This window comes from Pseudomonas entomophila (assembly GCF_013523165.1).
Classification (GTDB): domain Bacteria; phylum Pseudomonadota; class Gammaproteobacteria; order Pseudomonadales; family Pseudomonadaceae; genus Aquipseudomonas; species Aquipseudomonas entomophila_A.
Genome location: NZ_JAAMQI010000077.1, coordinates 1 through 249, shown reverse-complemented (window position 1 = coordinate 249; position 249 = coordinate 1). Strand labels below are relative to the sequence as shown.

The window sequence follows — 249 nt, the reverse complement described above, 5'->3', positions numbered from 1 at the left end:
CGGTGATTACCGTCGCAGCAGGCCAGACCGTAGGCAGCATCACGGTTGCAGCTCCAGGCGACGATCCGTACATCGACGCAGGCTCGGTCAACGCAACCATTACCAATGCCACCGGTGGCAATTTCGAAAACCTGGCGGTCAACGGTACCCCGGCGGTGACTGCTGTTACCGACACCATCGACACCAGCACCGTTACCCTGACCGCGACTCCGTCGGTCACCGAAGGTGGTGTGATTACCTACACCGCCA

General features: G+C 60.6%; 1 protein-coding gene. It reads left to right on the top strand.

Annotated elements, in window-relative coordinates:
* Nucleotides 1-249, top strand: a 249-nt coding sequence (locus G7Z99_RS19710) for an immunoglobulin-like domain-containing protein (RefSeq protein ID WP_181096832.1), incomplete at both ends; no start/stop codon positions are given.